General features: G+C 52.0%; 1 protein-coding gene. It reads left to right on the top strand.

Annotated features, from left to right (window positions below; all coding sequences use genetic code 11):
- The coding region (locus H6A34_RS14755; RefSeq protein ID WP_205106118.1) for a carboxypeptidase-like regulatory domain-containing protein at positions 1 to 281 on the top strand (281 nt) is incomplete at both ends.

The raw sequence follows: 281 nt of genomic DNA, 5'->3' as shown, positions 1-281 counted from the left end.
AATTTAAAAACTTTTCGACTTGCGCTTGTGGCGCTGTTCACGCTCATCGTGGGCTCGCTGTCGGCGCAGACAGTCAAGGGAACTGTAAAGGACGCCAGCGGTGAACCAATCATCGGCGCCACAGTCCAGGAGAAGGGCACGAAGAATGTTGCCGTGACCGACCTCGACGGAAACTTCGAAATCAAAACCTCCGGCAGTAACGAGCTGCAGTTTTCATACATTGGTATGAAGCCGCAGACGGTAAACGTTACCGGCAAAAGCACCGTCAATATCGTAATGGA

It is taken from the genome of Marseilla massiliensis (assembly GCF_016899855.1).
In the GTDB taxonomy this organism is placed as follows: domain Bacteria; phylum Bacteroidota; class Bacteroidia; order Bacteroidales; family Bacteroidaceae; genus Prevotella.
This window is presented reverse-complemented; position numbering and strand designations above follow the sequence as displayed.